25 protein-coding genes are annotated in these 24,019 nt (G+C 68.4%); 3 read left to right on the top strand and 22 right to left on the bottom strand.

What is annotated here, in order from left to right:
• Positions 1 to 6: 6 nt before the first annotated feature.
• From ACTHL4_RS10380 to ACTHL4_RS10295, 18 genes are all read right to left on the bottom strand, one after another.
• A complete protein-coding gene (locus tag ACTHL4_RS10380; protein WP_440282685.1) occupies positions 7 to 1,359 on the bottom strand; it encodes a uracil-xanthine permease family protein in 1,353 nt (450 codons plus the stop codon).
• A gap of 19 nt (positions 1,360 to 1,378) precedes the next feature.
• A complete protein-coding gene (locus ACTHL4_RS10375; RefSeq protein ID WP_440282684.1) occupies positions 1,379 to 2,017 on the bottom strand; it encodes a hypothetical protein in 639 nt (212 codons plus the stop codon).
• A 582-nt stretch (positions 2,018 to 2,599) separates the two neighbouring features.
• On the bottom strand, positions 2,600 to 4,081 hold the full coding sequence (gene atpD, locus ACTHL4_RS10370) for a F0F1 ATP synthase subunit beta (RefSeq protein WP_440282683.1): 1,482 nt from the start codon (positions 4,079 to 4,081) through the stop codon (positions 2,600 to 2,602).
• A 26-nt stretch (positions 4,082 to 4,107) separates the two neighbouring features.
• Positions 4,108 to 5,022, bottom strand: coding sequence for a F0F1 ATP synthase subunit gamma (locus tag ACTHL4_RS10365; protein WP_440282682.1), 915 nt, complete (start codon positions 5,020 to 5,022; stop codon positions 4,108 to 4,110).
• A 101-nt stretch (positions 5,023 to 5,123) separates the two neighbouring features.
• Positions 5,124 to 6,761: a F0F1 ATP synthase subunit alpha gene (gene atpA, locus ACTHL4_RS10360; RefSeq protein ID WP_440282681.1), complete on the bottom strand. Its 1,638-nt coding sequence runs from the start codon at positions 6,759 to 6,761 to the stop codon at positions 5,124 to 5,126.
• Positions 6,762 to 6,859: 98 nt separating this feature from the next.
• The gene (locus ACTHL4_RS10355) at positions 6,860 to 7,672 is read right to left on the bottom strand and encodes a F0F1 ATP synthase subunit delta (protein WP_440282680.1); all 813 of its coding nucleotides are present in this window, start codon (positions 7,670 to 7,672) and stop codon (positions 6,860 to 6,862) included.
• Complete coding sequence (locus ACTHL4_RS10350; RefSeq protein ID WP_440282679.1) at positions 7,672 to 8,268, bottom strand: F0F1 ATP synthase subunit B; 597 nt, start codon at positions 8,266 to 8,268, stop codon at positions 7,672 to 7,674. The genes ACTHL4_RS10355 and ACTHL4_RS10350 overlap by 1 nt, the downstream gene beginning before the upstream one ends.
• A 49-nt stretch (positions 8,269 to 8,317) precedes the next feature.
• Complete coding sequence (atpE, locus tag ACTHL4_RS10345) at positions 8,318 to 8,527, bottom strand: ATP synthase F0 subunit C (protein WP_440282678.1); 210 nt, start codon at positions 8,525 to 8,527, stop codon at positions 8,318 to 8,320.
• 116 nt (positions 8,528 to 8,643) lie between these two features.
• Positions 8,644 to 9,438, bottom strand: coding sequence for a F0F1 ATP synthase subunit A (gene atpB / locus ACTHL4_RS10340; RefSeq protein ID WP_440282677.1), 795 nt, complete (start codon positions 9,436 to 9,438; stop codon positions 8,644 to 8,646).
• A 113-nt stretch (positions 9,439 to 9,551) separates the two neighbouring features.
• Positions 9,552 to 9,854, bottom strand: a complete 303-nt coding sequence (locus tag ACTHL4_RS10335) for a hypothetical protein (protein ID WP_440282676.1) — start codon at positions 9,852 to 9,854, stop codon at positions 9,552 to 9,554.
• A 20-nt stretch (positions 9,855 to 9,874) separates the two neighbouring features.
• Entirely contained in the window at positions 9,875 to 10,333 is a 459-nt protein-coding gene (locus ACTHL4_RS10330; RefSeq protein ID WP_440282675.1) for a hypothetical protein, read from the bottom strand.
• A 179-nt stretch (positions 10,334 to 10,512) separates the two neighbouring features.
• Positions 10,513 to 11,595 (bottom strand): MraY family glycosyltransferase, encoded by a 1,083-nt coding sequence (locus ACTHL4_RS10325; RefSeq protein WP_440282674.1) that lies wholly within the window; start codon positions 11,593 to 11,595, stop codon positions 10,513 to 10,515.
• A gap of 6 nt (positions 11,596 to 11,601) precedes the next feature.
• Positions 11,602 to 12,876 (bottom strand): serine hydroxymethyltransferase, encoded by a 1,275-nt coding sequence (glyA, locus tag ACTHL4_RS10320; RefSeq protein ID WP_440282673.1) that lies wholly within the window; start codon positions 12,874 to 12,876, stop codon positions 11,602 to 11,604.
• Between the two features lie 10 nt (positions 12,877 to 12,886).
• Positions 12,887 to 13,750, bottom strand: a complete 864-nt coding sequence (locus ACTHL4_RS10315; RefSeq protein WP_440282672.1) for an L-threonylcarbamoyladenylate synthase — start codon at positions 13,748 to 13,750, stop codon at positions 12,887 to 12,889.
• A 70-nt stretch (positions 13,751 to 13,820) separates the two neighbouring features.
• Complete coding sequence (locus ACTHL4_RS10310; RefSeq protein WP_440282671.1) at positions 13,821 to 14,186, bottom strand: VOC family protein; 366 nt, start codon at positions 14,184 to 14,186, stop codon at positions 13,821 to 13,823.
• Between the two features lie 9 nt (positions 14,187 to 14,195).
• On the bottom strand, positions 14,196 to 15,212 hold the full coding sequence (locus ACTHL4_RS10305) for a GNAT family N-acetyltransferase (protein ID WP_440282670.1): 1,017 nt from the start codon (positions 15,210 to 15,212) through the stop codon (positions 14,196 to 14,198).
• A 56-nt stretch (positions 15,213 to 15,268) separates the two neighbouring features.
• Positions 15,269 to 15,673 (bottom strand): PIN domain-containing protein, encoded by a 405-nt coding sequence (locus ACTHL4_RS10300; RefSeq protein ID WP_440282669.1) that lies wholly within the window; start codon positions 15,671 to 15,673, stop codon positions 15,269 to 15,271.
• Positions 15,670 to 15,930 carry a type II toxin-antitoxin system Phd/YefM family antitoxin gene (locus tag ACTHL4_RS10295; RefSeq protein ID WP_440282668.1) on the bottom strand — a complete coding sequence of 87 codons (261 nt, stop codon included), beginning with the start codon at positions 15,928 to 15,930 and terminating at the stop codon, positions 15,670 to 15,672. Before ACTHL4_RS10295 ends, ACTHL4_RS10300 begins: the two co-directional genes overlap by 4 nt.
• 91 nt (positions 15,931 to 16,021) lie before the next feature.
• On the opposite strand from ACTHL4_RS10295, the gene ACTHL4_RS10290 reads away from it, so the two are divergent.
• A complete protein-coding gene (locus tag ACTHL4_RS10290) occupies positions 16,022 to 16,582 on the top strand; it encodes a pentapeptide repeat-containing protein (RefSeq protein WP_440282667.1) in 561 nt (186 codons plus the stop codon).
• Positions 16,583 to 16,683: 101 nt separating this feature from the next.
• On the opposite strand, the gene ACTHL4_RS10285 is transcribed toward ACTHL4_RS10290, so the two are convergent.
• The 4 genes from ACTHL4_RS10285 to rpmE all read right to left on the bottom strand — a co-directional run bounded on the left by ACTHL4_RS10285 (position 16,684) and on the right by rpmE (position 19,293).
• On the bottom strand, positions 16,684 to 17,022 hold the full coding sequence (locus ACTHL4_RS10285) for a DMT family transporter (RefSeq protein WP_440282666.1): 339 nt from the start codon (positions 17,020 to 17,022) through the stop codon (positions 16,684 to 16,686).
• 5 nt (positions 17,023 to 17,027) lie between these two features.
• On the bottom strand, positions 17,028 to 17,891 hold the full coding sequence (gene prmC, locus ACTHL4_RS10280; protein ID WP_440282665.1) for a peptide chain release factor N(5)-glutamine methyltransferase: 864 nt from the start codon (positions 17,889 to 17,891) through the stop codon (positions 17,028 to 17,030).
• Positions 17,888 to 18,985, bottom strand: coding sequence for a peptide chain release factor 1 (gene prfA / locus ACTHL4_RS10275; RefSeq protein ID WP_440282664.1), 1,098 nt, complete (start codon positions 18,983 to 18,985; stop codon positions 17,888 to 17,890). The genes prmC and prfA overlap by 4 nt, the downstream gene beginning before the upstream one ends.
• A gap of 92 nt (positions 18,986 to 19,077) precedes the next feature.
• The gene (rpmE, locus tag ACTHL4_RS10270; RefSeq protein WP_440282663.1) at positions 19,078 to 19,293 is read right to left on the bottom strand and encodes a 50S ribosomal protein L31; all 216 of its coding nucleotides are present in this window, start codon (positions 19,291 to 19,293) and stop codon (positions 19,078 to 19,080) included.
• A gap of 268 nt (positions 19,294 to 19,561) precedes the next feature.
• On the opposite strand from rpmE, the gene ACTHL4_RS10265 reads away from it, so the two are divergent.
• Both ACTHL4_RS10265 and ACTHL4_RS10260 read left to right on the top strand, forming a co-directional pair.
• Positions 19,562 to 21,490, top strand: coding sequence for an N-acetylmuramoyl-L-alanine amidase (locus tag ACTHL4_RS10265; RefSeq protein ID WP_440282662.1), 1,929 nt, complete (start codon positions 19,562 to 19,564; stop codon positions 21,488 to 21,490).
• Between the two features lie 193 nt (positions 21,491 to 21,683).
• Positions 21,684 to 23,618, top strand: a complete 1,935-nt coding sequence (locus tag ACTHL4_RS10260) for an N-acetylmuramoyl-L-alanine amidase (protein ID WP_440282661.1) — start codon at positions 21,684 to 21,686, stop codon at positions 23,616 to 23,618.
• Positions 23,619 to 24,019 lie beyond the last annotated feature (401 nt).

The raw sequence follows: 24,019 nt of genomic DNA, 5'->3' as shown, positions 1-24,019 counted from the left end.
CGTCGCCTAGGTCGCCAGGTCGGCGCCGGCCTGCCGGGCACCGCTTCCGTCAGGCTGCTCGTCGAGCTGCACCGCGGGCGCCGGCGTCGCCGGATCCGGCAGCACGCCGCTGACCCGGTTGATCGCCCGCATGAGGTGGTAGGCGACCAGGACCGCCATGGTGCCCAGCGCGATGCCGGCCAGTTGCACGTTGCCGATCGTCCAGGTGAAGTCGGCAATGCCCACGATCAGCCCGATCGCGGCCGGTGTCAGGTTGATGGCGTTGCTGAAGTCGACACGCGCCTCGATCCAGATCCGTGCACCGAGCAGGCCGATCATGCCGTAGAGCACCACGCCCGCGCCGCCGAGCACGCCGACCGGGATGGTGGCGATCGCCTGGCCGAACTTCGGGCAGAAGCTGAGTACCAGCGCACCCAGCGCGGCGAACCAGTACGCCGCGGTCGAGTAGTCCTTGGTGGCGGCCATGACGCCGATGTTCTCGGCGTAGGTGGTGGTGCCGGATCCGCCGCCGACGCCGGCGAGCGCCGTCGAGATGCCGTCGGCGATCAGCGCGCGGCCCTGCACGTCGTCCAGGTCACGGCCGGTCATCTGTGCCACGGACTTCACGTGACCGATGTTCTCTGCGACGAGCACCAGCACCACGGGCACGAACAGCGCGATCACGCCGGTGTCGAAGTGCGGGCTGTGGAAGGTCGGCAGGCCGATCCAGTCCGCCGTGCCGACCGCGCCGAAATCCACTTCCCCGCGCACACACGCGGTGACGTAACCGGCGACCACGCCACCGAGGATCGCGAGACGTCCGAGGATGCCCCGGCCGAGCACGGTCACCAGACAGATGACGACCACCGTGACGGTGGCGGTCACCGGCGCCTTGACGTAGTTGTCCTTCGCCGCCCCGGCCAGGTTGAGACCGATCAGCGCCACGATCGCGCCGGTCACCAGCGGTGGCAGCAGCGCGCGGACCCATCCGGCCCCGGCGACCTGCACGATGAGCCCGACGACGGCGAGCGCCACGCCCGCCATGACGATGCCCCCGAGCGCCCCCGCCATACCGTGATCGGCCTTGGCCGCCGCGATCGGGGCGATGAAGGCGAACGACGAACCCAGGTAGCTGGGCACTCGTCCCACGGTCAGCAGCAGGAAGATCATCGTGCCGAGCCCCGAGAAGAACAGCGTCGTCGACGGCGGGAAGCCGGTCAGCAGCGGCACCAGGAAGGTCGCGCCGAACATCGCCACGATGTGCTGCAGGCCGATGCCTGCCGTGCGCGGCCAGGTCAGCCGCTCGTCCGGGGCGACCACTTCGCCCGCGGACACCGATTTTCCGTCACCGTGCAGGGTCCACGAGGGAAGAAGACTCACGGGCACTCAGCATATGGCGTCAGGCCGGTAGACCGACCTCTCCCCCGTATGCCGCCACGAGCGCCTCGCCGATCGGCCGTGCGTTCGCCTGCAGCACCTCCAGCGGGACGCGCGGCAGGTTCTCCTCCCAGTCCAGCAACGGTGAGCCGCGCAGCTGCAGCATCCGCGCCGGCCGACCGAAGAACCACACGTGCAAGTGGGCACTGCCGTCGCCGTACTTGGCCAGTTGGGCGCGACCGACACTCGGCAACGCCTCCATCGCGGCACTGATCGTCACCGTCAGCCGGCCGAATTCGGCCGCCCAGTCCGGCGGCATGGTGGGCAGATCCATGTGCTGCTTCGGACCGAGCGACACGGTGATCGGCAGCCCGGTGTCGGCGATGAGCGTCAGCCGCCACCGATCGTTGTGCCACACCAGCGTGCCGTCGTCGGGAGCCGCCGGTGCTGCGCAGCGGCAATCGCTCGCGTCCTCGCCGGCACGAGGCGGTTCGCTCTCCGCCAGCGGTTGCAGCGGCTTGATCCGCAGGCTGTCGACCTCGAAGGGAAAGATGTCCCAGCCTGGCATCTCCTCGGCCGCCACCGGGAGGCGCCCTTCCGCATCCGTCGCCGCCCGGACCCTCGCGTAGTAGTCGTCGATGCTTTCGGGCGGTTGCGTCATACGTTCGAGGGTACTGGGCGTCGTGTTCCGGCGACCGTTGCCGGTTGTGCACACGACAACGCACTGGGCCTGGGGTTTCCGGCGACCGTTGCCGGTTGTGCACACGACAACGCACTGGGCCTGGGGTTTCCGGCGACCGTTGCCGGTTCTGCACACGACAACGCACCTCCGCCCCGCATATCCAGCGACCGTTGCCGGTTCTGCACACGATCCGGTCTCCGCCCCCGCATATCCAGCGACCGTTGCCGGTTCTGCACACGATCGCGTCCCGAAGTCGACCCTGGGGAGACTTTGGTACGCCGCCGGCCGCCATACCCGGCCATTTCCCGACCCTGGGGAGACTTTGGTACGCCGCCGGCCGCCAAACCCGGCCATTTCCCGACCCTGGGGAGACTTTGGTACGCCGCCGGCCGCCATACCCGGCCATTTCCCGACCCTGGGGAGACTTCGGTACGCCGCCGGCCGCCAAACCCGGCCATTTCCCGACCCTGGGGAGACTTCGGTACGCCCACGCACGCGAAAACCCCCGAACCACGAGGTGATCCGGGGGCTTCCGCCAGCACTGCTGTATGGCGCTGAGGCTCAGTCTTCCTTGGCGAGCTCGGCGGCACGCTTCTCGACGTCGTCGAGGCCACCGCACATGAAGAACGCCTGCTCCGGCGTCTGGTCGTAGTCGCCGTCGGCGATCTTGTTGAACGCCTCGATGGTGTCGGCCAGCGGCACCGTCGAACCCTCGATGCCGGTGAACTGCTTGGCGACGTAGGTGTTCTGGGACAGGAAGCGCTGGATGCGGCGAGCGCGGTTGACGAGGATCTTGTCCTCTTCGGAGAGCTCGTCGATGCCGAGGATCGCGATGATGTCCTGCAGTTCCTTGTTGCGCTGCAGGATCTGCTTCACGCGGACCGCGGTGTCGTAGTGCTCCTGGGAGATGTAGCGCGGGTCCAGGATGCGCGAGGTCGAGGTCAGCGGGTCCACCGCCGGGTAGATACCCATCGAGGCGATGTCACGGCTGAGCTCGGTGGTGGCGTCCAGGTGCGCGAACGTCGTGGCCGGTGCCGGGTCGGTGTAGTCGTCGGCCGGCACGTAGATCGCCTGCATCGAGGTGATCGAGTGACCACGGGTGGAGGTGATGCGCTCCTGCAGCTCACCCATCTCGTCGGCCAGCGTCGGCTGGTAACCCACCGCCGACGGCATCCGGCCGAGCAGGGTCGACACCTCCGAACCCGCCTGGGTGAACCGGAAGATGTTGTCGATGAAGAGCAACACGTCCTGGTTCTGGACGTCACGGAAGTACTCCGCCATGGTCAGCGCCGACAGGGCGACGCGCAGACGCGTGCCCGGCGGCTCGTCCATCTGGCCGAAGACGAGGGCGGTCTGACCGAGAACCCCGGCCTCCTCCATCTCGACCATCAGGTCGTTGCCCTCACGGGTGCGTTCGCCGACACCGGCGAACACCGACACACCACCGTGGTCGCGCGCCACACGGGCGATCATTTCCTGGATGAGGACGGTCTTGCCGACACCGGCACCACCGAACAGGCCGATCTTGCCACCCTGCACGTATGGCGTCAGCAGGTCGATGACCTTGATGCCGGTCTCGAACATCTGGGTCTTGGACTCCAGCTGGTCGAACGCGGGCGCCTTGCGGTGGATGCCCCAGCGCTCGGTGACCTCGAGTTTCTCGCCCTCCTCGAGGTTGAGGCAGTCACCCGTGGCGTTGAACACCTTGCCGAGGGTCGCGTCGCCGACCGGCACCGAGATCGGGCCGCCGGTGTCCTGCACCGCCTGGCCGCGGACGACACCGTCGGTCGGCTGCAGCGAGATCGCGCGCACCATGTTGTCGCCGATGTGCTGCTCGACCTCGAGCCGGATCTGCTTCTTGCCCTCGGTCTCCTCGCCCTCCGCGGACAGGTCGACCTCGAGGGTGAGCAGGTTGTAGATGTCCGGCATGCCGTCGGTCGGGAACTCGACGTCGATGACCGGACCGATGACTCGCGCGACACGCCCCACGGCGCCCGGCGCGGTCTCCTCCGCCTTCGTGTCGAGAACGTTGGTCTCACTCATTGGGCTATCTCTTTCTCGTCAGACGTTCAGGAGGCGTCCGCGAGAGCGCTGGCGCCACCAACGATCTCGCTGATCTCTTGGGTGATCTCGGCCTGCCGCGCCTGGTTGGCGAGGCGGGTGTAGGTCTTGATGAGTTCCTCGGCGTTGTCGGTCGCCGACTTCATCGCGCGCTGACGGGCGGCCAGCTCGGACGCGGCCGACTGCAGGAACGCGTTGTAGATGCGGGCGTTGACGTACTTGGGCAACAGCGCGTCCAGCACCTCGTCGGCGCTCGGCTCGAACTCGTAGAGCGGCAACGGACCCTCGTCGGCCACGCCGTCACCGTCGGTGTCGACGTCGCCCTCGACGACCTCCAGCGGCAGCAGCCGCACGACCTGCGGCTCCTGGGCGACCATGCTGACGACCCGGGTGTAGACGATGTGCACCTCGTCGACGCCGCCTTCGTCGCTGCCGTCGACGAACTGCTCGGTGAGCGCCTCGCCGACCTCCTTGGCGATCTCGAAGTCGGGGTTGTCGGTGAAGCCGGTCCACTCCTGCTCGTACTCACGACGGCGGAACTTGTAGTAGCTGACCGCCTTGCGACCGACCAGGTAGGGGACGACCTCCTTGCCCTCGCCGCGCAGCCGCTCGATGAGCTCGGCGGACTGCTTGATGGCGTTGACCGAGTACGCACCCGCCAGACCGCGGTCGCTGGTGCAGATCAGCACCGCGGCGCGCTTGGGCTGCTCCCGCTCGGTGGTCAGGGCGTGGTCGGTGTTGCTGTGCGTCGCCACGGCGGAGCACGCACGGGTCAGCGCGATGGCGTATGGCGTCGACTGCTCGACCCGCCGGCGCGCCTTGACCACACGCGACGCCGCGATGAGTTCCATCGCGCGCGTGATCTTCTTGGTGGCCTGGACAGACCGGATGCGCTGGCGGTAGATCCGCATCTGCGCGCCCATGGTGTCCCCTTCCTAGTCGAAAACTGTGCTGCGGGCCCGGCTGCCGGACCCGGTGGTCGAGGCGAGGATCGAAAGCGGATCCCCGCCTCGGCCTTCGGGATTCAGCCCTGCTTTGCCTTGACGATCTTCGCCTGGTCGATCTGGTCCTGGGCGATCTCGTCGTGGGACTCGGCGCCTTCGCCACCGTGGTCCGGACCACCCTGGAACTGCGACTTCAGCTTCGTGATGGCCTCCTCGAAGACCCGCTTGCCGTCGTCGTCGAGCTTGGTGCTCTCCTCGATCGCGTCGAGGGTGCCCTTGTGCTCGCGGCGCAGCAGGTCGAGGAACTCCGCCTCGACCCGGCCGCCGCCGGCCACGGCGATGTCGTCGAGCTGGCCGGTCGTGCCCGCCCAGATCGCGGCAACCTGCGAGGACAGCGAGTAGGGGCTGTTCTGCGGCTGCTTGAACAGCGCCATCAGGCGGTCACCGCGGGCCAGCTGGTGGCGGGAGGCGGCGTCCAGGTCGGAGGCGAACATCGCGAACGCCTGCATCTCGCGGTACTGGGCCAGGTCGACCTTGATCGAGCCGGTGACGGCCTTCATCGCCTTGGTCATGGCGGCACCACCGACACGCGACACCGACACACCGACGTCGACCGCCGGGCGCTGGTTGGCGTTGAACAGGTCGGCCTGCAGGTAGATCTGACCGTCGGTGATCGAGATGACGTTCGTCGGGATGTATGCCGACACGTCGCCCGCCTTGGTCTCGATGATCGGCAGACCGGTCATCGAGCCCGCGCCCAGCTCGTCGGAGAGCTTCGCGCAGCGCTCCAGCAGGCGGCTGTGCAGGTAGAACACGTCGCCCGGGTAGGCCTCGCGGCCCGGCGGGCGACGCAGCAGCAGCGACATCGCGCGGTAGGCCTCGGCCTGCTTGGTCAGGTCGTCGAAGACGATCAGGACGTGCTTGCCGTCATACATCCAGTGCTGGCCGATGGCCGAGCCGGTGAACGGTGCGAGGTACTTGAAGCCCGCGGCCTCACCCGCCGGGGCGTTGACGATGGTGGTGTATTCCATCGCACCGGCCTCTTCGAGGGTGCTGCGCACCTCGGCGACGGTGGAGTTCTTCTGACCGATCGCGACGTAGATGCAGCGCACCTGCTTGGCCGGGTCGCCGGACTCCCAGTTGGCCTTCTGGTTGATGATCGTGTCGGTGGCGATGGTGGTCTTGCCGGTCTTGCGGTCACCGATGATCAGCTGACGCTGGCCGCGGCCGATCGGGGTCATCGAGTCGATGGCCTTGATGCCGGTCATCAGCGGCTCGTGCACCGACTTGCGGGAGACGACGTTGGGCGCCTGCAACTCCAGCTCACGGCGGGTCTCGGCCTCGATGTCACCCAGGCCGTCGACCGGGTTGCCCAGCGGGTCCACCACGCGACCGAGGAACTTGTCGCCGACCGGCACCGAGAGCACCTCACCGGTGCGCTTGACCGGCTGGCCCTCCTCGATGCCGCCGAACTCGCCCAGGACGACGACACCGATGTCGTGCACGTCCAGGTTGAGGGCGATGCCCAGCGTGCCGTCCTCGAACTCCAGCAGCTCGTTGGTCATGGCCGAGGGCAGGCCTTCGACGTGGGCGATGCCGTCCGCGGCGTCCACGACGGTGCCGACTTCCTCACGGCTGGCGGCACCCGGCTCGTACGACCGGACGTAACCGTCCAGTGCTTCCCGGATCTCGTCCGGACGGATCGAAAGCTCCGTCATTTCGTTTCTCCTCTTGTGGGCGGACCCGACGGCCCGTTAGGTCTTGCTCCAGCGTCGGTATGCCGGAAGGTGTCTCGTGCCTGTGGTGTGACGCGGTGTCAGCCCGCCATGGCGCGGCGGGCCTCCTCCAGTCGGGTTGCGATCGTGCCGTCGATGACCTCGTCCCCGACCTGCACCCGCAGGCCGCCGACGATGCGCCGGTCGACGATGACGTTGAGCTGGACGGGACGGCCGTAGACGCGGGCCAGCGCGTGGCCCAGTCGGGACCGGTCGTCCTCGCTGAGCTCCACGGCCGAGGTGACGGTCGCGGCGAGCCGGTCGCGCAGCTGCGCGGCGACTGCGACATACGACTCGAGCACGCGTTCGACGCGGCGACCGCCGGGGTTGGCGGCAGCCTGGCGGGCCAGACGCACCGTCTCGGGAGCGGCCTTGCCCTCGAGCAGCCGGCCGACCAGATCGGCCTTGTCCTCGCCGGAGCGACGGCGATCGCCGAGTGCGTCCCGCAGGCCGGCATCGCCGGCGACGGTGCGTTCGAAGCGGAAGAGTTCGTCCTCGACCGCGTCGATGCGACCGGCGCGCTCGGCGGCGGTGAGCGTGCACTCCACCCCGAGCTGTTCCAGCGCGTCACCGAGGTCCCGCTCGTCCGTCCAGCGCTGGCCGACGGCGCGACGCAGCAACTGCACGGCGGCGTCGCTGACCTTGCCGCCGAAGAGCCGGTCCACCAACGACGCCTTGCCGGCTTCCTCGGCGGTCGGGTCGGTCAGCGCACGCCGCAGCGACGCGCTGGACCCGAGCACCCCGGACACGGCGAACAGCTCATCGCCGAGCGCGGTGGCGTCCGCGCCGGACTCCAGCGAGGCATTCAGCTCCTGCCGGACGGTCAGCAGCGAACCACGCGAAGCGCCCTGCATCAGGCACCCTCGTTCGGCGTCGTGCCGACCTTCTCCGGCTTGACGTCACCGGACTCGAGGTCGGCCAGGAAGCGCTCGACGATGCCGCGCTGGCGGGCCTCGTCCTCCAGCGACTCACCGACGATCTTGCCGGCCAGGTCGGTCGACAGCCGACCGACGTGGCTGCGCAGCTCGACCTGGGCCTGCTGACGCTCGGCCTCGGTCTGCTTGTGCGCGCTGTCGATGATGCGCTCGGACTCGGCGTTGGCCTGGGCGCGCATCTCGGCGATGATCTGCGCGCCCTGCGAACGGGCGTCCTCCCGGATGCTGGCGGCCTCGGCGCGGGCGTCGGCGAGCTGAGCCTCGTACTGCGACTTGGCCTCCTCCGCCTGCTTCTGCACCTCCGCTGCCTGCTCCATGCCGCCCTCGATGGCAGCCGTCCGCTCCTGGTAGGCCTTCTCCAGGTTGGGAACGACCTTCTTCCAGATGACGAACAGGATGCCCGCGAACACGACGAGGCCGAAGATCAACTCCGACCACTGCGGCAGGATCGGCGCCCTCTCGGCGACGGAGTGGTCGCTGGAGGCGGCGAGCGCCGCTAGGGCGACACTGTGCATGACTCTCTCCTACGAGACTGGGCTGATGGCTTGCGGTATGGCGTCGCGCTCAGGACTTGAAGACGAACGCGAGGACCAGACCGAAGATGGCCAGCGCCTCGGCGAGCGCGAAGCCCAGAATGGCGATCGACTGCAGCATGCCGCGGGCCTCGGGCTGGCGCGCAACGCCGTTGATGTAGGCGGCGAAGATCAGACCGATACCGACACCGGGGCCGATGGCGGAGAGGCCGTAGCCGAGAATCGCAATGTTGCCTGACACGATGGTCTCTCTTTCTGAGTTTGTCTTTCATTGCTCCGGCCGGTGGGACCGACCGGAAGTGTGTGGTTGGTGCGTATTCGGTTGTGGGTCCGTGCAGTGCACTCGCGCGGTGGCGCTCAGTGCTCCGTGGCGATCGAGTCGGCGATGTAGGTCGCCGCCAGCAGGGTGAAGATGTAGGCCTGCAGGAACTCGATCAGGATCTCGAACAAGGTCATCAGCACCGCCATCAGGAACGACCCGATGCCGAAGATCTTGTACTGGAAGCCGTTCTGGTGCAGCAGCATGAACTCACCGCCGGTGATGAACAGCAGCAGCAGCATGTGGCCGGCGAACATGTTCCCGAAGAGTCGCAGCGCCAGCGTGACGGGGCGGGTGACGAAGTAGGTGATGATCTCCAGCACCAGGATCATCGGCCGGATCCACAGCGGCAGCCCCGGCGGGATCAGGCTCTTGAGGTAGCCGATGACGCCCTTCCGCTTGAAGGCGATCGCCTGGTAGATCACGTAGACGAAGAGCGTCAGCGCGATCGGGAAGGCGACCCGGCCGGTCGGCGGGAACTGGAAGAAGGGGATGACGCTCATCAGGTTGCTCAGCAGCAGGGTGCAGAACACCGCGAAGAGCAACGGGACGTACTTGAGGAATTCCTTGGTGCCGATGATGTCCTGGGCGATGCCGTTGCGGATCGGCGCGTAGATCTGCTCGGTGAGCCACTGACCCTTGCTCGGGACGATGGCCGCCTTGCGGGTCGTCATCACCAGGTAACCGCAGACGACGACGCCGACGATCAGGAAGAGCACCATCGGTCGGGTGAACGACCAGTCGCCGTGGCCGAAGAACCGCTGGTAGAACTCCTGCGGGTTCGGCGGCTCGAACGTGTCCGTCTTCACCGCAGCAAGTGGGCTGAAGCTCACAGGCGCTCCTCAGTCTTCTTTCAGGTTGGTCGGGAATTCTGGTCTGATGCTGTGTTCGCTGGGCGAGGTATGTCGCTCAGCCACGACGCGCGCCGGCAGCTGAAACAAGGCTGTCATTGCGCACCGTACCGAAACCAGATCAGGTAGATCGACAAGGCCATCCCCGCGAGGAGGCCGACCGGGACCAGGAAACCGACGTGCAGCAGTCGGTCCAGTCCGTAGCCGATCAGGGCAAATAGTACCGGTCCACTCAGCAGGTAGCTCAGGGCGCTCACCCCGACGGACTCCGTCATGCCGGGACGTTCGGTCTTCCAGTCGGCGGAACTGGCCAGGAAGGTGCCGATGAGGCCGTCGCGCCGGTGCTGGCGCGGCGTCTCGGTGGTGTCGTGCTGCTGCGGCATACGGTCTTCGCTCATCGCTCCGCCCATCGCTCCACTCATCGGGTGCTCCCCTCGGTCGCGCCGGACAGCTCCGAATAGACCGCCTTCGGCGCACGCACGTAGGCGGTGACCTGAGCCACTTGCCAGGCGAGTGCCGTCACGAGGACGGAGAGCCCGAACGCCCAGCCATCGATCCAGTCCCGCTCCGACAGAGCCAGGATGATGATGCCGAGGAAGATGACCTGTCCAAGGTAGACCGCCAGCGCACTCGCCAGTAGCAACATGGTGTTGTCGTTCGGGACGCGCTGCAGGATGCCGAGGCCGCCGGCGAAGAAGACGAGCGCGACCAGGACGCCGATCGCGGCACTGGCGCCACCCTTGGGGCCGTTCAGGATCCAGAAGACGATCGTCAGCACGGGGAGGCAGACGGCGTTGGCCACGATGCCCGCTCGCAACATCGTCGCGAACGGAACGGCCGGGGGTGCCGGGGCAACTTCCGGTCGGGAGTCCGTCATGGGCTCGTACCAATCTGCGTGATGCATGGGCGTCGAAAGAGCGTCTCACTCGAGGCGTTCGAGGCTTCGAATCACCTCTTCGTCCTGCTTGTGAAAGTTATCACAAGCGCCGCTTCCGAGGGAAATTCGCGCGTCGGGGCGCTCCTTCAGCGATCACGGCCGTTGCACCACGGACTCGATCAGCGGGTCAGTCGCGGCAGGCCGAGGGTGAGGCCGAGACACAGCACGATCAGGCCGATCAGCACGGCGGCGGCGACCGGGGTGGACAGGAAGTTGAACAGCAGCACTCCCCCGGCGACCGACGCCGACCACAGGTAGAGCAGCAGCACGGCCTGCCGGTGCGGGTGACCCATCCGCATCAGCCGGTGGTGCAGGTGCTTCTTGTCCGGATGCCAGAACTTGCCGCCGCGGCGCACGAACGCCAGCAGCACGTCCAGCACCGGCAGCGCGAGCACCAGGACCGGCAGCGCGATCGGCAGCAGGATCGCCACCGTCGAAGTGCGCGCCTGGTCGCCGGCGGGGTCGAAGTTGCCGGTGAAGGAGATCAGCGCCGCCGACAACAGCAGGCCGAGCAGCAAGGACCCGGCGTCGCCCATGAAGAGCTTGGCCGGGTGGAAGTTGTGCGGGAGGAAGCCGATGCAACAGCCCACGACCGCCGCCGAGATGAAGGTGGCGAGGGTGAAGACGCCGTAGTCGTAGTTCTGGCGGGTCGCGTAGCTCCAGATGAAGAATGCCGTCGCGGCGATCGCCGTCGTGCCCGCCGCCAGGCCGTCGAGGCCATCGGCGAAGTTGACCGCCTGCGTGGTGGCCAGGACCACCAGCACGGTGAGTGCGAAGAGCACCGACTGCGGGAAGTAGGTCGCCGTGCCCAGGATCGGCAGGAAGAGCAGCTGCACCCCGCCGAGCACCGACATCACCAGCGCCGCGACGATCGTGCCGGCGACCTTGGTCAGTGGATCCAGTTCGCGCAGGTCGTCGATGGCGCCCAGCGCCGTGACGATCGCCGCCGCCGCCAGCACCCACAGCAGGCTGGTGTAGTCGATCTTGCTGCCCAGGTAGGGCAACTGGCGGGCCACCAGGATCGACGCCGCGAAACCGACGAGCAGGGCGACGCCGCCCAGCCGCGGGATCGGCACCGTGTGCACGTCACGCCCACGCACCGGTGTGACGGCGTTCCAGCGCACCGCCGCCCACCGGATGCCAGGGGTCGTGATGAAGGTGATCGCCGCGGCGACGATCGCGATGAGCAGATATTCCCGCACGGAGCGTCAGCGGGCGTATGCCGGGAAACGCTCCACGAGCTCGGTGACCTGCGCGCGCACCTTCTTGGCCGCCGCGTGCTCGGGGTCGCCGTCACCCTCGGTGATCGCGGTGTGGATCAGGTCGGCGATCAACTTCATCTCCTCGGTGCCCATGCCCTGGGTGGTGACGCAGGGCGAGCCGACGCGGATGCCGGAGGCGATGTTCGGCTTGGCCGGGTCGAAGGGAATGGCGTTCTTGTTCAGGACGATGCCTGCGGCGTCGGCCCGCTGCTCCGCGTCGGCGCCGGTGACGCCGATGCCCTGCAGGTCGTGCAAGGACAGGTGGGTGTCGGTGCCGCCGGTGGTCGGGCGGATGCCGTGCTCCCCCAGCGACGCCGCCAACTGTTGTGCGTTGGCGATGACTTGCCGGGCGTACGCGGCGTATTCGGGCGTCGCGCACTCCTTGAAGTTGACCGCCTTGGCGGCGATCGAGTGCATCTGCGGGCCGCCCTGCATCATCGGGAAGACGGCCTTGTCGATGGCCTTGGCGTGCTCCTCCTTGCAGACGATCGCGCCGGCACGCGGGCCACGCAGCACCTTGTGGGTGGTGAAGGAGACGACGTCGGCATACGGGACCGGGCTGGGGATCGCCTTGCCGGCGACCAGGCCGATGAAGTGGGCGGCGTCGACCCAGAAGATCGCGCCGACCTCGTCGGCCAGCTTGCGGAAGAACTCGAAGTCGATCAACCGCGGGATCGCCGAGCCGCCGGCCAGGATGACCTTGGGCTTGTGCTCCTTGGCCAGGCGCTCGACCTCGGCGTAGTCGATGTCCTCGGTCTCCTTGTCGACGCCGTAGTTGACCGCGTTGAACCACTTGCCGGAGAAGCTGACCTTGGTGCCGTGCGTGAGGTGCCCGCCCATCGGCAGCGACATCGACAGGATCGTCTCGCCGGGCTTGAGGAACGCGCCGTAGACGGCCTGGTTGGCGCTGGCGCCCGAGTGCGGCTGCACGTTGGCGTGGTCGGCGTCGAAGAGTGCCTTGCAGCGCTCGATCGCCAGCGTCTCGGCCTTGTCGACCTCGGCGCAGCCGCCGTAGTAGCGCCGGCCCGGGTAGCCCTCGGCGTACTTGTTGGTCAGGGTCGAGCCGAGTGCGGTGATCACCGCGGGGCTGGACATGTTCTCGCTGGCGATCAGCTGCAGGCCGCTGCGGATGCGGTCGAGCTCGGAGAGGAGCACACCGGCGATGTCCGGGTCGAACTGCTCGAGCGCGTCGAAGTCGGAGCCGTAGAAGGGGGTGGTCATGTCGGACACCTTATTCGTCGTCGCGGGTGGTCACTGGAGGCGTACTGGCAGACGCATCAGCCGGCGTATCGGCCGGCTTGTCGAGATCCACGGCCGCCGCCTCGTCGTGCTGCACGTCGTCGCGGATGTCGTCCTCGACGTCGTGCTGGACGTCGTGCTGGACCTCGTCCGGAATGTCGTCCTGGCTGTCGTCCGGAATGTCGTCGACCGGTGAATTGATCGCGCGGCCGGTGATCAGCTCCACGTCGCCGAGGACCTTCTGCAGCTGGTCGTTGCTGATGGTGCCCTCGCGCAGCACGACCGGGTCGGCCTTGGTGCAGTCCAGGATGGTGGAGGAGGTGTCGGCGCCGCGCTCACCGCCGTCGAGATAGATGTCGACGTAGTGACCCAGCATGAAGCCGGCCTCGGTGACGGTGGTCGCCGAGGGCTTGCCCGTGCGGTTGGCCGAGCTGACCGCGAGCGGACCGGTGCTCTCCAGCAGTGCGAGCGCGATCTCGTCGTCCGGCATCCGCAGACCCACGGTGCCGTTGGTGTCGCCGAGGTCCCAAGCGAGGGACTGCTGCGCGCGGAACACCAGGGTGAGGCCGCCGGGCCAGAAGGCGTCCATCAACCGGCCGGCGTAGGAGGGCACGGACATCGCGAGTCCGTCGACGGTCTGCCGCGACGGGATCAACACCGGTGGCGGCATGTCGCGACCCCGCCCCTTGGCCTCCAGCAACTGCGCCACCGCGGTCGGGTTGAACGCATCTGCTGCGATGCCGTAGACGGTGTCGGTCGGCATGACCACGCACTCGCCGCGGAAGATCGCCTCGGCGGCGGTGCTGACACCAACGCCCCGGGACTCCGGGAGATTGCAATCGAAGACAGGGCTCACTCGGGCAAGTGTGTCAGATGGCACCGAGCGCCGTCGGTGGTGTCTCAGTGGTGCGGTGCAGGGTCCTGCGTCAGGCAGCGCACAGGCAGAACGGGTGTCCGGCGGGGTCGAGGAAGACCCGGAACGAGGCGGGATTGGGCTGGTCGTCGTGCTTGGTCGCGCCGAGCTCGATGGTCGGCCCCTCCGCCGCGTCGAGATCGTCGACCTCCACGTCGAGATGCATCTGCTGCGGGTGCTCTTGGCCCGGCCACTGCGGCGGCCGGTAGGCGTCGACCTGCTGGAAGCTGATCGGCGGCCAGTCACCACTGCGGATGTCGGCCCAGCTGTTGTCTTCGTCGACCTTGACGTCGAAGTCGAGCAGCTTGCCGTAGAAGGTCGCGAGCTGCCCGGGGTCGGGACAGTCGATCACGGTGTTCGGAGTGCGTGCGATAGCCATGGAGCAAAACTAGTCGCGCCCACCGACAGGGCCTTCGAACTCGTGCAGGACGTCGACCCGGCGGAAGCCGAGCGCCTCATTGGTGCGCTGCATCGCGCCGTTGTGCTGCTCGGTGTAGGTCTGCACCCACCGCCACGTCCCTCCGGTGCGCTGCGCGTGCTCGGCCAGGTTGCGCAGGTTGGCGAGCTTCAGCCGCGCGCCGAGCCCATGTCCGCGGTGCGCCCGGTCGACGAACGTGTCGTCCTGTATGGCGAACTCGGCGTCATACCGGGACACGAACATCTCGGTGTATCCCGCGCCGAGCCCGTCCGGGGTCAGTGCCAGGGAACGCAGCCGCGTCCAGCCCTGTTCACCGAAGTCGCGCTCGGCGCGGCGGATCCGGTCGACGTCGATCTGTTCCGGGGTGTGGGTGAGCTCCCCCACCGGGACGTCTTCGTTCATGTGCGTCGCCATACGCGCCCATTCCACGACGTGTTCGCCCGGCACTCGATCGACGAACGACAGCACCCGGTAACCGTCCTCGCCGCCGCCCAGCGCCGCCACACGCGACTCGTCGACCGGCAGGTCGAGCAGGAAACGGTCCTCGGTGCTGACCGATCGCAGGCCACGGCGCAACCCGAAGCGACCGCCGTCGGTGTCCTCCAGCCTCCGGTCGGCCGGCACGTGCAACTCCGCCTGCAGAATGGTGCGACCCCGCTGTGCCGCAAGGCCTTCGACGTACGCCAGCAGTGCCGAACCGACGCCGCGACGGCGATGCGTGGGCACGACACCGAGCTCAACGGCAATGGTCTCGGTGTCCTGCTGCAGCGGCAGCGTGACCTCCGCGCCGCCGACGCAGGAGCCTCCTTCGAAGGCACCGATCGCGTGGCGCGCGACGCGCGAGGAGTCACGTGCCAGATAGACCCCGATCGACTCCAGCGACTCCCACCACGACGCCTGCCGGCCGGCCAGGTGTGCGGCTCGGATCGCGTCCCGCCAGGCACCCAGTGCGGGGTCGTCGGCCCTCAATTCGCGAACGTCCACCATGCGCGCGATTCAACGTGTCGCGTAGTGCCGGGGGCAACCGGTTATCGATCCGACCATCAGCGAACCTCAAGAGTGAGCAGGTCCTCCAGCCCACGAAAACCGTTCGTATCACGCGAAACCAGCACGCACCCATGTGCCATCGCCGTCGCGGCGACCATCCGGTCCACCACATGGGAACGAGCCGACCCGCCCGTCGCTGCGACTCTGGCGAGGATCGTGTCATAGGCGCTCACGCACGCGTCGTCGAACGGCAGTCCCGCACCGAAAGTGCGCTGCAATGCGGTCAGTCTGGACAATCGCTCCTTGAACACCGCCAGCTGACCTGTCGTGTGCAGCCCTTTCGTGAGCTCCGCCCACGTGAGCGAGCTCACCGCGAGATCGTCGAAGCCGGAGAGGTCGGGCGCAGGCTCGTCCGGCGTGCCGCGGGCGATCAAGATGTTCGTGTCGAGGAGTGCGATCACCGCGCATCCCACGGGTTGGGTACGTCGTCGGCGTCACGACGTTGCTCGGCAATCTCTGCCGCCCAGTCCTGTGCGAGCGGGCTGGTCTGCACGGCCGCCGCGAAGTCCTCCGCGGACACCTTGCTGCGACGCGGGGGCGGCACGAGGCGACCGATCTCGCGGCGATGGCGCGTCACGACATACGTCTCACCCCTCTCGACCTCGTCGAGAGCGGCCGTCGGGTTCTGTCGGAGCTGCCCCACCGTGATCGTCTTCATGAGGAAATTCTAGCAAAAGTAGACTTTTTCGATTGTTGTGCTCTCGCGAGGTCCGCTGCGTTGTCGCGAGCACCTGACAAACTCGCCACCCATGGAGCTGATCGACGAGGTGTATGACGGGCCGGCGTTTCGCGACGTGCTGGCCCGCGCCGAGACACCGCTGACTCTCGTCCGGTGTGACCTGCGCGGTTCGGACCTGCGGGATGCCGCCCTGACCGAGGTGACATTCACCGACTGCGTGCTCGACGAGGTCCGGCTGGACGGCGCGTCACTCGGCGGGGCGACGTTCACCGGCTGCCGGTTGATGGGGGCCGCGCTGCCGCACACCCGTGGCCTCGGATTCTCGCTGCACCGTTCGAACCTGTTCGCCGCGAACCTGACCGCCGCGGTGCTCTCGCACACGGACCTGACCGGCTGCCGCTTCACCGAGGCGGTGCTGCGTGGCGCGGACCTGCGCTCGTCGGTGTTCGACGGTTGCGAGCTGATCCACGCAGATCTGGCGGGCGCCAAGCTCGACGGCGCCGACCTGCGCGGCGCCGCCCTCGGCCCGTGCGACGTGGATCGGTTGCGTGCGTTGAAGGGCGCCATCATCACCGGGCGCCAGGCCGAGGACATCATCACCGAGCTCGCCGGGGTGACCATCGTCCAATGACGGCAGAGGTCGTGCCCAACCAGCGACCGTTGCCGGTTATGCACGTGACTCCGCCCAGATCCCAGCCGTTCCAGCGACCGTTGCCGGTTATGCACGCTCCGTCAGTGGGCGGACTCGCTCTCCAGCAGCACGACGCCGCCGATGACCAGCATGATGCCGATGCCCATCTTCGTCGTGAGCGGATCGCTGAAGATCGCCTTGCCCAGCAGCGCGGTCAATGCGACACCGATCGCCGACCAGATGCCGTAGGCGACACCGACCGGCATACCGTCTTTCAGCACCTGGGCCAGCAGCACGAAGGAGCCGCCATACCCGACGATGATCGGGATCAGCCAGAGCAGCTGTCGCAGACCGTCGGAGGCGCGCAGGCTCAGCGTCGCCCCCACCTCCAGCACGATCGCCCCGAGAAGCATCGCCCACACCGTCCAGCGTCCCGTCATGCCTGTCAGGTTAGAGGTCGGCTGCGCGCTGTCGTCGCCCGCGGCCGTCCGGCCAGGTCGGTGTGGTCCGCGACATCGGTCCAACCTCGTCGCAACAGTGCGCCCGGCAACGAATGACCTTGGCTGTCAGCGTGTTCCATCACCAGGAGACCGCCGGGACGCAGCAGCGCACGCGCCCGGTCGGCAACTTCGAGCGGGATGCGCAGCCCGTCGTCGCTGCCGCCGTACAAGGCGATCTCCGGGTCGTGCTCACGCACTTCGGGATCGACCGGCACCATGCCGACCGGGATGTATGGCGGATTGCTCACCACGACGTCGAAGGATCCCTCGCGACCGGCGAAGGCCTCCTGCGCCGCACCGAGGTCGATGGGCACGTCCAGGCCGAGCAGCTCCGCGTTGCGGGTTGCCCAGGCGTGTGCCATCGGGTCGAGTTCGACCGCCGCGACCTCTGCGGCGGGCGCCTCGTGCTTGATCGCCAGCGCGATCGCACCGGACCCGGTGCACAGGTCGACCACCCGCGCGTCGGCATGCCCGGCAAGCTCTGCGAGCACGATGTCGACGACGATCTCGGTTTCCGGCCGCGGCACGAAAACCCCTGGCCCGACGTGGAGTTCGAGGCCGCGGAAGGGTGCAGTGCCGGTGAGATGCTGCAGTGGCACCCGGGCGGTTCGCTGGTCGACCAACGTCCGGAACCGCGCCTCGGTCTCGTGGTCCGGCGTTTGGCCAAGCACCTGCCGGCGCTGCAGCTCCCCCGGCGACACCGCCCAGGAGTGAGCCAGCAGCAGCCGCGCGTCGGCCGCGGCACTCGGCACACCCGCCGCGACGAGTTGCTCGGTCGCCGACGCGAGCAGCGAGCGGACATCGCTCACGACGTGGTCGAACCTTCAGCGACGGCAGCCATTTTCGCCGCCTCATCAGTGTCGATGGCCGACTGGATGACCGCTGCCAGGTCGCCGTCGAGGACAGCGTCCAGGTTGTAGGACTTGTAGCCGGTGCGGTGATCGGCGATGCGGTTCTCCGGGAAGTTGTAGGTGCGGATCCGCTCGCTGCGGTCGACGGTGCGGACCTGCGAGCGGCGGGCGGCCGAGGCCTCCGCGTCGCGTTCCTCCTGCGCCAGCTGGCGCAGTCTGGCCTTCAGCACGCGCAACGCCGCTTCCTTGTTCTGCAGCTGCGACTTCTCGTTCTGGCAGGACACGACCAGGCCGGTCGGCAGGTGGGTGATGCGCACCGCCGAGTCGGTCGTGTTGACCGACTGCCCGCCCGGACCGGACGAGCGGTAGACGTCGACCTTCAGGTCGTTCGGGCCGAACTCGATCTCCTCGTCGTCCCCGTCGTCCAGGTCCGGCATCACCAGCACGCCGACGGCGGAGGTGTGGATGCGTCCCTGGCTCTCGGTGACCGGGACCCGCTGGACCCGGTGCACGCCGCCCTCGTACTTCAGCTTCGCCCACGGCGCCTGCCCCGGCTCGGGTTGACCCTTGGCACGGATCGTCAGGCGCACGTCGGTGTAGCCGCCGAGATCGGACTCGGTGCCGTCGGTGATCTCCGCGCGCCAGCCGGCGTGCTCGGCATACCGGAGGTACATGCGCACCAGATCCGCTGCGAACAAAGCGGATTCGGCGCCGCCGGCACCGGCCTTCACCTCGAGTATGACGTCCCGGTCGTCGTCCTCGTCCCGGGGTAGCAGCAGCTTGCGCAGCTTTTCCTCGGTCGCCGTGACCGCCTCCTCCAGAGCCGGCAGTTCCTCGGCGAAGGCGTCGTCCTCGGCGGCGAGCTCGCGCGCAGCGGCCAGGTCGTCGCGGGCCGCGGTCCAGGCGCGGTATGCAGCGACGGTCGGCGCGAGGGCGGCATACCTCTTGTTGAGCCGGCGCAGCGTCTTGGGGTCGCCGTGCACGGCCGGGTCGGCCAACTGGCGCTCCAGGTCGGCGTATTCGTCGGCGACGGCTGCTGCGGACTCGATCATGGGTGGGCCTTCTTCGTCAGCTCGGGCGTGGCGGCACAGCAAACCGCCGGCCCCTTCTCTCGTTCGAGAGTGGGACCGGCGGTGCGGCGAAGCTACTTGGCGGCCTTCTTGCCGTAGCGCTCCTGGAAGCGGGCGACACGACCACCGGTGTCCAGAATCTTCTGCTTGCCGGTGTAGAAGGGGTGGCACTGCGAGCACACGTCGGCGCTGATCGAGCCGGACGAGGCGGTGCTGCGGGTGGTGAAGGTGGCGCCGCAGGTGCAGGTCACCTGGGTCTCACCGTAGGACGGGTGAATGTCCTTCTTCATGGGAATCTCCTCGCGATCTTCTGCCCTCCGGGTCGCAGCCGCTGAGTGCGCCCGCGTGAACCGGTGGACCAACCGATGATTCTGCCAGCTGGCAGACGTACAGTCCAAACGAGAACGCTGCCCGGCATATTCCGTGGCACGCACCCCTGCCGGCGCGCCGGGGAAATTGGCCGTTCTCCGGAAACCATTTACGTGTCCCGTCGTGCCAAGGTGAAAGAGTCAGCTCTCCCCTGGGCTGATCATTTCCTCTGATGGTCACGGAGTCACGATGAATCGTCCTTTGTCCCGACGCAACTTCCTGGTTGCCGCCCTGGCCGTGCCGGTCGCGGCCGGCGCCACCGCGGCGACCGCCGCACCGGCCCTGGCGGTCGATCAGCACGACCAGTTCACCGCAGCGGCCACCCGGTATGGCGTGCCCGCCTCCGTGCTGGCCGCCGTCTCCTACGGCCAGACCCGGTGGGAGGACCACGCCGGCCGGCCCAGCACCAGCCTCGGCTACGGCCCGATGCACCTGATCGACGGCGCCGCCGCGCAGGCCCAGCGCGACGCGGCCGCCGGCAAGTCCGCCGGTCACGTCATCGACACGCTCGGCCGCGCAGCCGCGCTGACCGGCCAGTCCAAGGACACGCTGCGCACCGACACGGCCGCCAACATCATGGGCGCCGCCGCCGTCATCGCGCACGCGCAGCGCACCCTCGGCCACGCCGTCGGCGTCCACACCGACCCCGCGAGCTGGTACGAAGCGGTCGCCACGACCAGCGGTTTCAGCACCGCGGCCAGCCAGCGCAGCTTCGCCGACGACGTGATCAGCGACCTGCGGTCCGGCGTCGCCAAGAACGCCTCGGGCGTCAAGCTGCAGTTGCCGGCCGGCAAGGTCGGCAGCGTCACCGCCCAGCGCGCGGTGCTCACGAAGCGGGTCGAGACGGCCGCCAGGAAGAGGAAGCCGGCGCCATACCCGATCGACGCGCCGAAGCACCTGCCCGTCGACTGGGTTCCGGCGCCCTACGAGAAGCTCGGCGACGACCCCGGCGACTACGGCAACCACGACCTGGGCCGCCGCCCAGTGACTCCCGCGCTCAACACCATCGTCATCCACGACACCGAGTGCTCCTACGACGAGGCGCTCAGCCTGGTGCAGGACCCGACCTACCTGGCGTGGAACTACACCGTCCGCTCCAGCGACGGCCTGATCGCCCAGCACCTGGAGGCCAAGGACATCGGCTGGCACGCGGGCAACTGGTATGTCAACACCCACTCCATCGGCATCGAGCACGAGGGATACGCCACCGCGGGTCCGACCTGGTTCTCCGAGCCGATGTACCGCAAGTCGGCGCGATTGGTGTCCTACCTGGCCAAGGAATACAAGATCCCGCTGGACCGGGCGCACATCATCGGCCACGACCAGGTCCCGGCCACCACCAACTCCGGCATCAAGTCGATGCACTGGGACCCGGGCCCCTTCTGGGACTGGGAGCACTACTTCGAGCTGCTCGGCGCCCCGCTGTCCCGCGGCACGCGCCCGAAGAAGAAGCTCGCAGTCGGCGACATCGTCCGGATCCTGCCCGGCTTCGACGGCAACGAGCAGACCGTGACCGGCTGTGACACCAACAACCCGCCGATCTGTGTCGTGGACGGGCCGCAGCCGGCCGCCAACTTCGTCGCGCTGCACCAGCAGCCGGACGAGGGCGCCCCACTGGTCAAGGACATCGGACTGCACCCCGACGGTTCGGCGTCCACCACGAAGCCGGACGACGTCGGAGCGCGTGCCGCCACCGGTGAGGACTACGTCGTCGCCGACGTGTATGGCGACTGGACCGCCATCTGGTACCTCGGCCAGCAGGCGTGGTTCCACAACCCGCACAAGTCGCCGACCGCCCGGCTGGTCAAGAACGGCGTCAAGGCCACGCCACGCCGCGGCAAGGACGTGCAGGTCTACGGCCGCGCCTACCCGGAGGCCTCGGCATACAGCGATCCGGCCGACGTGCAGGCCATCTCGCCGTTCAGTTACGTGTGGGGCGGCGACCAGGAGTACGTCATCGCCGACACGGACGTGCCGACGGACTACTACAAGGCCAAGACGTATGACGCCACGACCCCGAACGACCACATCGACATCGTCGGCAAGACCAAGTACTACCTGGTCTACTTCGGCCACCGGGTCATGTACGTCCAGGCCAAGGACGTGCGGCTGAGCTGAGTTCTCCGCGTCGACTCCTCGCGAGTGACACCGAAGGCCCGGTCGAGCGCGCTCGACCGGGCCTTCACTGTCACCTGGTCATGGTCTCGGCGAAGTCGTCGGTCACTGGAAACCATTTACGCGTTGCAGAGTGGCAAGGTGAAAGAGTCAGCTCTCGCAGGGCCGATCGCCCCTTGATGATCACGGAGTCACCATGAGTCGTCCTTTGTCCCGTCGCAACTTCCTGGTGGCCGCGCTGGCGGTGCCGGTCGCCGCCGGAACCGCTGCCGCCACCGCCGGTCCCGCGCTCGCGGTCGACCAGCACGACCAGTTCACCGCGGCAGCCGGGAAGTACGGCGTGCCGGCCGCCGTCCTGGCCGCGATCTCCTACGGCCAGACCCGCTGGGAGGACCATGCCGGCCGGCCCAGCACCAGCCTCGGCTACGGGCCGATGCACCTGATCGATGGCGCCGCCGCGCAGGCCCAGCGGGACGCCGCCGCCGGCAAGGGCGCGGACACCGCCGGAGTCGTCGACACCCTCGGCCAGGCGTCGACCCTGACCGGTCTGTCCAAGGACACGCTGCGCACCGACACCGCCGCCAACATCATGGGCGCCGCCGCGGTCCTCGCCGACGCCCAGCGCACCCTCGGCCACGCCGTCGGCGTCCACACCGACCCGGCCACCTGGTATGCCGCCATCGCCTCCAGCTGCGGTTTCGCCACCGCAGCGAGCCAGCGCAGTTTCGCCGACGACGTGATCAGCGACCTGCGGTCCGGCGTGGCGAAGAAGGCCTCGGGTGTCCAGCTGCAGTTGCGGGCCGGCAAGGTCGGCAGCGTCACCGCCCAGCGTGCGGTCATCACCCGGCGGGTCGAGACGGCCGCCACGAAGCAGAAGCCCGCGCCATACCCGATCGACGCGCCCAAGAACCTGCCGGTCGACTGGGTGCCTGCGCCCTACGAGCAGTTGAGCGCCGACCCGGGCAACTACGGCAACCACGATCTCGCCCGCCGGCCCGCCTCCCCCGCGCTCAACACCATCGTCATCCACGACATGGAGGGCTACTACAGCGGCAGTCTGAAGCTGGTCCAGGACCCGACCTATCTGGCATGGAACTACTCGGTGCGCTCCAGCGATGGCTTGATCGCCCAGCACCTGGAGGCTGCGGACGTCGGCTGGCACGCGGGCAACTGGTACGTCAACTCGCACTCGATCGGCGTCGAGCACGAGGGCTTCGCGGTGTCGGGACCGACGTGGTTCTCCGAGCCGATGTACCGCAAGTCGGCGCGGCTGATCGCCTACCTGTGCAAGGAATACAAGATCCCGGTCGACCGGGCGCACATCATCGGCCACGACCAGGTGCCCGCGACCACCAATGCCGGCATCCGGTCGATGCACTGGGACCCGGGGCCCTTCTGGGACTGGGAGCACTACTTCGAACTGCTCGGCGCCCCGCTCGACAAGGGCACCAAGGCCAAGAAGAAGTTCGCGGTGGGCGACCTCATCCGGATCCTGCCGGGCTTCGACGGCAACGAACAGATCGTCACCGGCTGTGACACCAACAACCCGCCGATCTGTGTCGTCGACGGGCCGCAGCCGGCGACCAACTTCGTCGCGCTGCACCAGCAGCCGGACGAGGGCGCCCCGCTGGTCAAGGACATCGGGCTCCATCCCGACGGTTCCGCGTCGACCACCAAGCCGGACGACGTCGGTGCGCGCGCCAATGCCGGGACCGACTTCGTCGTCGCCGATGTGTATGGCGACTGGACCGCGATCTGGTACCTCGGCCAGAAGTCGTGGTTCCACAACCCGCGGACGTCACCGACTGCCCGGATCCTGAAGAAGGGCGTGAAGGCGAAGCCGAAGAACGGCAAGGACATCCAGGTCTACGGCCGCGCCTACCCGGAGTCGTCGGCATACCCGGACCCGTCGTGGGACCAGGGCGTGGCGCCGTTCAACTATGTGTGGGGTGCCGACCAGGAGTACGTCATCGCGGACACGAACGTGCCGACGGACTACTACAAGGCCTGGTATTACGACATCACGACGCCGAACGACCACATCGACATCGTCGGCACGACGAAGTACTACCTGGTCTACTTCGGCCACCGGGTCATGTACGTCCGGGCCGACGACGTCGAGTTGAGTTGATTGCTCCGACTCCTCGCAGGTGACAGGCAAGGAGACGGCAACCGCACGAAAGGCCGGCCACAGTAAGAGGCCAGGAGACCGCAACCGAACGATAAGTGGACGCCCGCGAAGCGACGACCAAGACAGGGACGGGGGGGGGGGGGGGCGGGGGGGGGGGGGGGGGGCGGGGGGGGGGGGGCGGGCGGGGGGGGGTGCGCGGGGGGGGGGGGGGGGGGGGGGGGGGGGGGGGGGGGGGGGGGGGGCGGGGGGGGGCGCGGGCGGGCCGGGGGGGGGGGGGGGGGGGGGGGGGGGGGGGGGGGGGGGGGGGGGGGGGGGGGGGGGGCGCGGCGGGCCGCGCGCGCGCCGCCGCGCGGCCGGCCGGGGCGCCCGGGGGGGCGGGGCGGGGGGGGGGGGGGGCGGGG

Source organism: Flexivirga sp. (assembly GCF_051955415.1).
Classification (GTDB): Bacteria; Actinomycetota; Actinomycetes; order Actinomycetales; family Dermatophilaceae; genus Flexivirga.
The sequence above is the reverse complement of the archived record's forward strand: the minus strand, read 5'-3'. Positions and strand labels throughout refer to the sequence as shown.

Coding starts and splice junctions, on each gene's coding strand:
- ACTHL4_RS10375 (WP_440282684.1), bottom strand. CDS start 2,017: ATGACGCAACCGCCCGAAAGCATCGACGACTACTACGCGAGGGTCCGG.
- atpD (WP_440282683.1), bottom strand. CDS start 4,081: ATGAGTGAGACCAACGTTCTCGACACGAAGGCGGAGGAGACCGCGCCG.
- ACTHL4_RS10365 (WP_440282682.1), bottom strand. CDS start 5,022: ATGGGCGCGCAGATGCGGATCTACCGCCAGCGCATCCGGTCTGTCCAG.
- atpA (WP_440282681.1), bottom strand. CDS start 6,761: ATGACGGAGCTTTCGATCCGTCCGGACGAGATCCGGGAAGCACTGGAC.
- ACTHL4_RS10355 (WP_440282680.1), bottom strand. CDS start 7,672: ATGCAGGGCGCTTCGCGTGGTTCGCTGCTGACCGTCCGGCAGGAGCTG.
- ACTHL4_RS10350 (WP_440282679.1), bottom strand. CDS start 8,268: ATGCACAGTGTCGCCCTAGCGGCGCTCGCCGCCTCCAGCGACCACTCC.
- ACTHL4_RS10335 (WP_440282676.1), bottom strand. CDS start 9,854: ATGAGCGAAGACCGTATGCCGCAGCAGCACGACACCACCGAGACGCCG.
- ACTHL4_RS10330 (WP_440282675.1), bottom strand. CDS start 10,333: ATGACGGACTCCCGACCGGAAGTTGCCCCGGCACCCCCGGCCGTTCCG.
- glyA (WP_440282673.1), bottom strand. CDS start 12,876: ATGACCACCCCCTTCTACGGCTCCGACTTCGACGCGCTCGAGCAGTTC.
- ACTHL4_RS10310 (WP_440282671.1), bottom strand. CDS start 14,186: ATGGCTATCGCACGCACTCCGAACACCGTGATCGACTGTCCCGACCCC.
- ACTHL4_RS10305 (WP_440282670.1), bottom strand. CDS start 15,212: ATGGTGGACGTTCGCGAATTGAGGGCCGACGACCCCGCACTGGGTGCC.
- ACTHL4_RS10295 (WP_440282668.1), bottom strand. CDS start 15,930: ATGAAGACGATCACGGTGGGGCAGCTCCGACAGAACCCGACGGCCGCT.
- ACTHL4_RS10290 (WP_440282667.1), top strand. CDS start 16,022: ATGGAGCTGATCGACGAGGTGTATGACGGGCCGGCGTTTCGCGACGTG.
- ACTHL4_RS10285 (WP_440282666.1), bottom strand. CDS start 17,022: ATGACGGGACGCTGGACGGTGTGGGCGATGCTTCTCGGGGCGATCGTG.
- prfA (WP_440282664.1), bottom strand. CDS start 18,985: ATGATCGAGTCCGCAGCAGCCGTCGCCGACGAATACGCCGACCTGGAG.
- rpmE (WP_440282663.1), bottom strand. CDS start 19,293: ATGAAGAAGGACATTCACCCGTCCTACGGTGAGACCCAGGTGACCTGC.
- ACTHL4_RS10265 (WP_440282662.1), top strand. CDS start 19,562: ATGAATCGTCCTTTGTCCCGACGCAACTTCCTGGTTGCCGCCCTGGCC.
- ACTHL4_RS10260 (WP_440282661.1), top strand. CDS start 21,684: ATGAGTCGTCCTTTGTCCCGTCGCAACTTCCTGGTGGCCGCGCTGGCG.